The organism is Arcicella sp. GW458-12-2-14-TSB2, assembly GCF_059423785.1.
This window is the reverse complement of sequence record NZ_JBWKYN010000012.1, coordinates 48,938-54,937: the sequence shown is the minus strand read 5'-3', so window position 1 is coordinate 54,937 and position 6,000 is coordinate 48,938. Positions and strand designations below refer to the sequence as shown.

6 protein-coding genes are annotated in these 6,000 nt (G+C 35.5%); 4 read left to right on the top strand and 2 right to left on the bottom strand.

Annotation, left to right across the window (positions count from 1 at the left end):
* Positions 1-63: 63 nt before the first annotated feature.
* The 3 genes from AC07XN_RS03220 (at position 64) to AC07XN_RS03210 (ending at position 4,360) form a co-directional block, all read left to right on the top strand.
* A complete protein-coding gene (locus tag AC07XN_RS03220) occupies positions 64-1,263 on the top strand; it encodes an MFS transporter (RefSeq protein WP_494742010.1) in 1,200 nt (399 codons plus the stop codon).
* 265 nt (positions 1,264-1,528) lie between these two features.
* Complete coding sequence (locus tag AC07XN_RS03215; RefSeq protein WP_309922934.1) at positions 1,529-2,896, top strand: sigma-54-dependent transcriptional regulator; 1,368 nt, start codon at positions 1,529-1,531, stop codon at positions 2,894-2,896.
* A 138-nt stretch (positions 2,897-3,034) separates the two neighbouring features.
* Positions 3,035-4,360, top strand: coding sequence for a sensor histidine kinase (locus AC07XN_RS03210; protein WP_309922933.1), 1,326 nt, complete (start codon positions 3,035-3,037; stop codon positions 4,358-4,360).
* 53 nt (positions 4,361-4,413) lie between these two features.
* On the opposite strand, the gene AC07XN_RS03205 is transcribed toward AC07XN_RS03210, so the two are convergent.
* Positions 4,414-4,992 carry an NAD(P)H-dependent oxidoreductase gene (locus AC07XN_RS03205; RefSeq protein WP_494742009.1) on the bottom strand — a complete coding sequence of 193 codons (579 nt, stop codon included), beginning with the start codon at positions 4,990-4,992 and terminating at the stop codon, positions 4,414-4,416.
* A gap of 80 nt (positions 4,993-5,072) precedes the next feature.
* Positions 5,073-5,456, bottom strand: coding sequence for a DoxX family protein (locus tag AC07XN_RS03200; RefSeq protein ID WP_494742008.1), 384 nt, complete (start codon positions 5,454-5,456; stop codon positions 5,073-5,075).
* Between the two features lie 130 nt (positions 5,457-5,586).
* Between AC07XN_RS03200 and AC07XN_RS03195 the strand changes: the two genes are divergently transcribed.
* Positions 5,587-5,925 (top strand): winged helix-turn-helix transcriptional regulator, encoded by a 339-nt coding sequence (locus AC07XN_RS03195; protein WP_309922928.1) that lies wholly within the window; start codon positions 5,587-5,589, stop codon positions 5,923-5,925.
* The last annotated feature ends 75 nt before the right edge of the window (positions 5,926-6,000 follow it).

The following is a 6,000-nucleotide window of genomic DNA, read 5'->3' as shown; positions in this document are numbered from 1 at the left end:
ATTTTATATATTTTTAATATCAAAATACCACTTTGATTTATCTTAAAAACACCGTTACCTATAATGTTTACGAAATCTATCCAACTCTATCGAAATGCTTATTTAGGTTTACCAAAATCTGTATGGCTGTTGTCGGGAGTAATGTTTGTGAACAGAAGTGGCACGATGGTGTTGCCTTTTCTATCATTATATTTAACTCAGAAGCTTCATTATAGTGTAGCAGATGCTGGAATTATAATGGCAGTGTATGGGGTAGGGGCTTTGTGTGGTACTTTCTTGGGTGGTAGACTTACGGATAAAATAGGTTTTTATTACATCCAGTTTTTTAGTTTATTATTTGCTGGTGTTATGTTATTGGTGCTCATGCACCTTACTAGCTTTTATGCCATTTGTGTAGGCGTATTTATTTTTACTACATTGGGCGATAGTTTTCGACCTGCTAATGCGGCAGCATTAGCATATTACAGTGAAGTTCAAAATCGTACTCGTTCTTTTTCTTTGAATCGATTGGCTATCAATTTAGGCTGGTCAATTGGCGGAGGAATAGGAGGGATTCTTGCTGAAATTGATTATGATTTACTTTTTTGGGCTGATGGCATTACTTGTATCGTAGCAGCTATGCTATTGAAATTGTTGTTGAAAACACCTGTAAAAGTAAGCCATAAAACGAGTGAAATGACGATAGAAAAACCTGTAGTACGCTCACCTTATCGTGATAGTGTTTATTGGTTTTTTGCCCTTTGTGTTACGCTCTATGCCATTTCGTTTTTTCAATTGTTTAGCTTAGAACCTCTCTATTTTAGAAAGGTATATCATTTACCAGAATCTCAAATCGGATTATTGATGGTTTGTAATGGCTTGATGATTGCATTTATAGAAATGATATTGGTACATCAATTAGATGGTAAGTTTTTGAAAACAAACCTCATTGCGATAGGTACATTATTGACAGCTTTTTCATTTTGGGTATTCAATATTTACTTTTATGTAGGTATCCTATGGGTTTCTATTATTTTGAATACTGTTGGAGAAATGTTTGCGATGCCATTTATGCAGAGTTTTTCGATAGAACGTTCGGATGAATCTAATCGCGGACAATATATCGCGATGTATTCTATGTGTTATTCTTTTGCACAAATATCATCGCCAACCATTGGAGCTCAATTGGCCGAACATTTTGGATTTACCACTTTATGGTATGTAATGGGTAGTTTTTGTATGCTGTCGACATTAGGTTTTATTTATTTGAGACGATTGAAATAAAATCTGATGCAACCTTTAGGGGCAATATTGTATCTTTGAGTAAGCTGTTAGCTTTGCGCTATCAGCTTTCAGCTATCGGACGTCGGTTTTCGGACGTCGGTTTTCAGCTTTCAGTTGTCGGCTTTTGTTTGCAGTCGTTGGAAAGATAAAGTTGACTACAGAAATAATAGAAAAACTAATAGCTGAAATCTCATAGCTCAAAGCTCAAGTCTGATAGCCGAAAGCAGACAGCCAACAGCTAAAAATACCGCTAAATAAATTTAATATGTCTTTAAAAAACGCCAAAATATTAGCCATCGACGATGACCCAGACGTACTGATTGCTGTTAAAATGTTGCTTCGACCAGAAGTAAAAGAAATCGTTACCGAGAAAAATCCAGAACGTATTCAATCATTATTGGCACAAACCCAATTCGATTTGATTCTGTTGGATATGAATTATAAAAGCTCATTGAATACTGGAAACGAAGGTATTTTCTGGCTTAGAAAAATAAGAGAAATTAATAAATCTGTAGCCGTAATAATGATTACAGCCTATGGTGATATTGATTTGGCCGTGCGTTCAGTAAAAGAAGGAGCGACAGACTTTGTATTAAAACCTTGGAGGAACGAAAAACTATTGGTTACCATTGAAGAAGCCCTTGAAAAGTCTGCCTTAGAAAATCCTATCTCAAATAAAAACAAAAAAACTACTGCTCCGATAAGTACCAACTCGTTACTTGGCAAAAGCGAGGCGATGCAGGATATTTTCTATAAAATCGAAAAGATTGCTCCAACTGATGCCAATATCCTGATTTTAGGGGAGAACGGAACAGGAAAAGGCGAAGTAGCTAAATTGATTCATCAAAAATCATTAAGGGCAGGCAAACCTTTTGTACATGCCGATTTAGGCTCTTTGACTGAAAGTTTGTTTGAGTCTGAATTGTTTGGACATAAAAAAGGAGCTTTTACTGATGCTAGAGAAGACAGAGCAGGTCGTTTTGAATCTGCCAATAAAGGCACATTATTTTTAGATGAAATCGGGAATATATCTTTACCACAACAAGCTAAATTACTGACGGTCTTACAAAATCGTGAAGTAACCCGTTTGGGGACGAATACACCAGTACCCATTGATATTCGATTGATTTCTGCAACTAATGCACCAATCAAGGAAATGTCGGCACAAAACCAATACCGTAAAGATTTAATTTATCGACTGAATACCATCGAAATTACATTACCTCCGCTTCGTAATCGTGGAGATGATGTAGTAATATTAGCCGAATATTTTACCAAAACCTACGCACAGCAATATCATAAAAATCTTCGTGAAATAGACGATAAAGCAAAAGAGAAATTGCGTAAATATGCTTTTCCGGGGAATATACGTGAATTACAACATGCGATTGAAAGAGCAGTAATCATGTCGGACGAACAAGTATTAACGGCACGTGATTTAGATTTGAGTTCTTCTATAGAAAATCCAATCAGTATTGTTAACGAAAGTAATACTTTACGGATAGATGAAATGGAAAAATCAACTATCTTGAAGGCTATTGAAAGACATGACGGGAATATCACCAAAGCTGCTCGCGAATTAGGGTTAACCCGCACAGCTTTATATCGTCGTTTAGGGAAATATGATATATAGCTTTGAGCAATGAGCTATCAGCTTTGAGCTTTCGGATACCTATTTTAAGCAAGCATATAAAATCTCATAGCTTAGTGCTTATAGCTCAATACTCATAGCTCACAGCTCAATGCTTATAGCTACTTATTTAAATTACTTATGTTCAAACTCAATCGCTATGAAGTCAGTCTGACGCTAAGGGTACTTTTGCTGTTGGCAAGTATTACTTTAGCGGCATTTTGTATTGTTAATGAAAAATTTACCCTATTGTTTTTCATCGGTTTAGTACTGTTTTTTCAAATCCTGAGTTTTGTACAATTCATCAATAAAACCAATACCGAACTTACTCAATTTATAGAAGCCGTTCAGTACCGAGATTTTTCTTTGCAATTTGCAGAAAAAAATGCTCCAGTTTCTGTACGCCAACTTCGTAGAGCATTCAACCAGATAAACGGAACGTTTAAACAGCTTTCGTCTGAACGCGAAGAACAATATCAATACCTCCAAAAAATCTTAGAATTAGTGGATACGGGTATCTTATCTTACGACCAAAACGGTGAAGTAGGGTGGATGAACGAGGCATTCAAAAGGATGTTAAGTATTCCTTATTTAAGAAACATTTCTTCTTTAGAAAAGCGAAATCTTTATGTTTTTCAAGCCATTAGTTCTTTAAACAGTGGCGAAAATCAATTAGTAAAAATAGACCAGAAGCAAGTGTTGTTGGCCAAAACCACGTTTTTAAATGACGGGAAATTAACACATTTGATTGCTTTTCAGAATGTTAACGAAGCCATAGAAGATACCGAAGCACAGGCCTATCAGAAATTATTGAGAGTAATGACCCACGAAATCATGAATTCTGTAGCCCCGATTGCCTCTTTGGCTGAAACGATGGAAGGAAGATTGAAAAATGGGCAAAATGCTAGTAATACACAATTGTTAGAAGACATTACTTTGGGGGTATCGACCATCAAAAAACGAAGTGCTAACTTATTGAAATTTGCTGATACTTACCGACAATTAGCCAAGGTTTCTATTACATCTTTCTCCGTTTTTTATATCAGAGATTTATTTGAAAGCGTAGAAATTCTGCTTGAAAATCAGATAGAACAGAAAAACATAGAATTTGATGTAATTCTTAAAGATTTTGATTTACAAATAGAAGGCGATTTGGCTTTGATAGAACAAGTAATTATTAATTTGATGATTAATGCCATAGATGCCGTAAAAGAATCAGCTAATCCCAAAATCGAAATAGGAGCTTACCTCAACCAACAAGACAAAGTAGTGATTGAAGTAAAAGATAATGGAATAGGGATGTCAGCTGAGTTGATGGATAAAATCTTTGTGCCGTTTTTTACTTCCAAAACCAATGGTTCGGGTATTGGTTTAAGTTTATCAAAACAAATCATGGCATTGCATAAAGGAAGTATCACTGTCAATTCAGTAGAAGGACAGGGGACTGCTTTTAGGTTGTCGTTTTAATAAAGAGAAATTAGTTTATTTGAGATTGTTTTTAGGATAATAGCATTAATAAATCAAGCTCCCTTCATCCCCAAATTATACACTTTTTTCAACCATTGTTCACGAAAATCAGCTGTTGAATCTCTTATTGGGGCAATATAAGTTACTTTTACGGGACTCATTCCACAAAATTCAAGCGTTCCCTTTTTGAACTGGTTGAGTGCTGGGCTTCGCATAAATAGCCAGTCATACCAACGGGGAGTATCCGCAGTAATGATAATTCTTGCCGTCTTTCCCTTCAATAATTTTTTAGGGAATGGACTTCCTTCAACAAATTCAAAAGCAATTCCAGGCAAAAATGTCCTATCAATAAAGCCTTTCATAAGGGCAGGATAGCCATACCACCACATCGGGAAAACCCAAACGATATGATCAGCATTTTTTATCTTTTCAATGGCGTTTAAAAGGTCAGGTTCTAATTCAACTCGCTGTCTGTAACCATGTTGAAGATTAACATTAAAATTTAATTCTCGGATATTAATTTCTGTCGTCTCAACATCGGTTTTGCTAAGTCCTTCCTTATAAGCGTTTGCTAGTGCATAATTGAAGCTTTCCTTATCAGGATGCCCATTAATAATCAATACTTGTTTCATGTTTTTTCTACAAAGTTAGACACAGCCAAACTTTGTAGAAAGGATATTTGTCGGATAAGGAAATGATTTTTGTAAACTATTCAGCAGTCTTTGAAGGATAAATAATAGGCACTACTAAGAAATACTTCTTTATTCCTTAAAAACATTCCAACCCAAAGAATAGCCAGAAAAAAGGAAGAAGCTATTAATTGCCCCCCAGCTATTTCTAAACACAAAGCTCCCGCAAAGTAACAGCTTGCTAATAAGAACCCTATTTTGTTGGTTTTAGGATAGATAAATAGTCCAGCAATGATTAATTCAGTTACGCCAAGGGCGGTGATATAATTACCAAAGCCCATTTTGGTTAAAAATTGCATCACAGACTCGGGTTCTGCTCCAATAGTTTTCATTACTCCGCCCATGATAAGTACTATAGAAGGAATCGCCATTAGTATAATGGAAATAATGCGTGTTGTTTTATTCATGTTATTTTATCTGTTAATAATCAACCAAAATTAGCTACATTTACTATCCTTGGTATAGTACTATCCGTTTGGATAGCACTATCCAAACGGATAGTAACGCAATACGATAAAAGAGACAACGAAAAATATAATGCTAACACGGGAAGGGTGCCCTCAGAATGTACTTGCTATCAAAGATGCTTTAGAAGCATTAGAAGGTAGATGGAAATTGCTAATAATGCTATCGCTATCAACAGGGAACAAGCGTTTTACGCAAATATCAAAAGAAGTGTATGGCATTACGGATAAAATGCTTTCTAAAGAATTGAAAACGTTAGAAGCGAATAAATTGATAAAAAGAGAGGTTTTTGATACTTTTCCACCGACTGTAGAATACTCAATTACAGCCCATGGAATGTCTATTCAGAAGCTCATGGACGAATTATATCATTGGGGTTTAGCTCATCGAAAAGTAATCATGGGGAAATAATGTAGGGATAAAGCATGTATTCACTTAACCCTTCATGGCAAATAACAACCAATATTCATGATATTAGGTATAAAT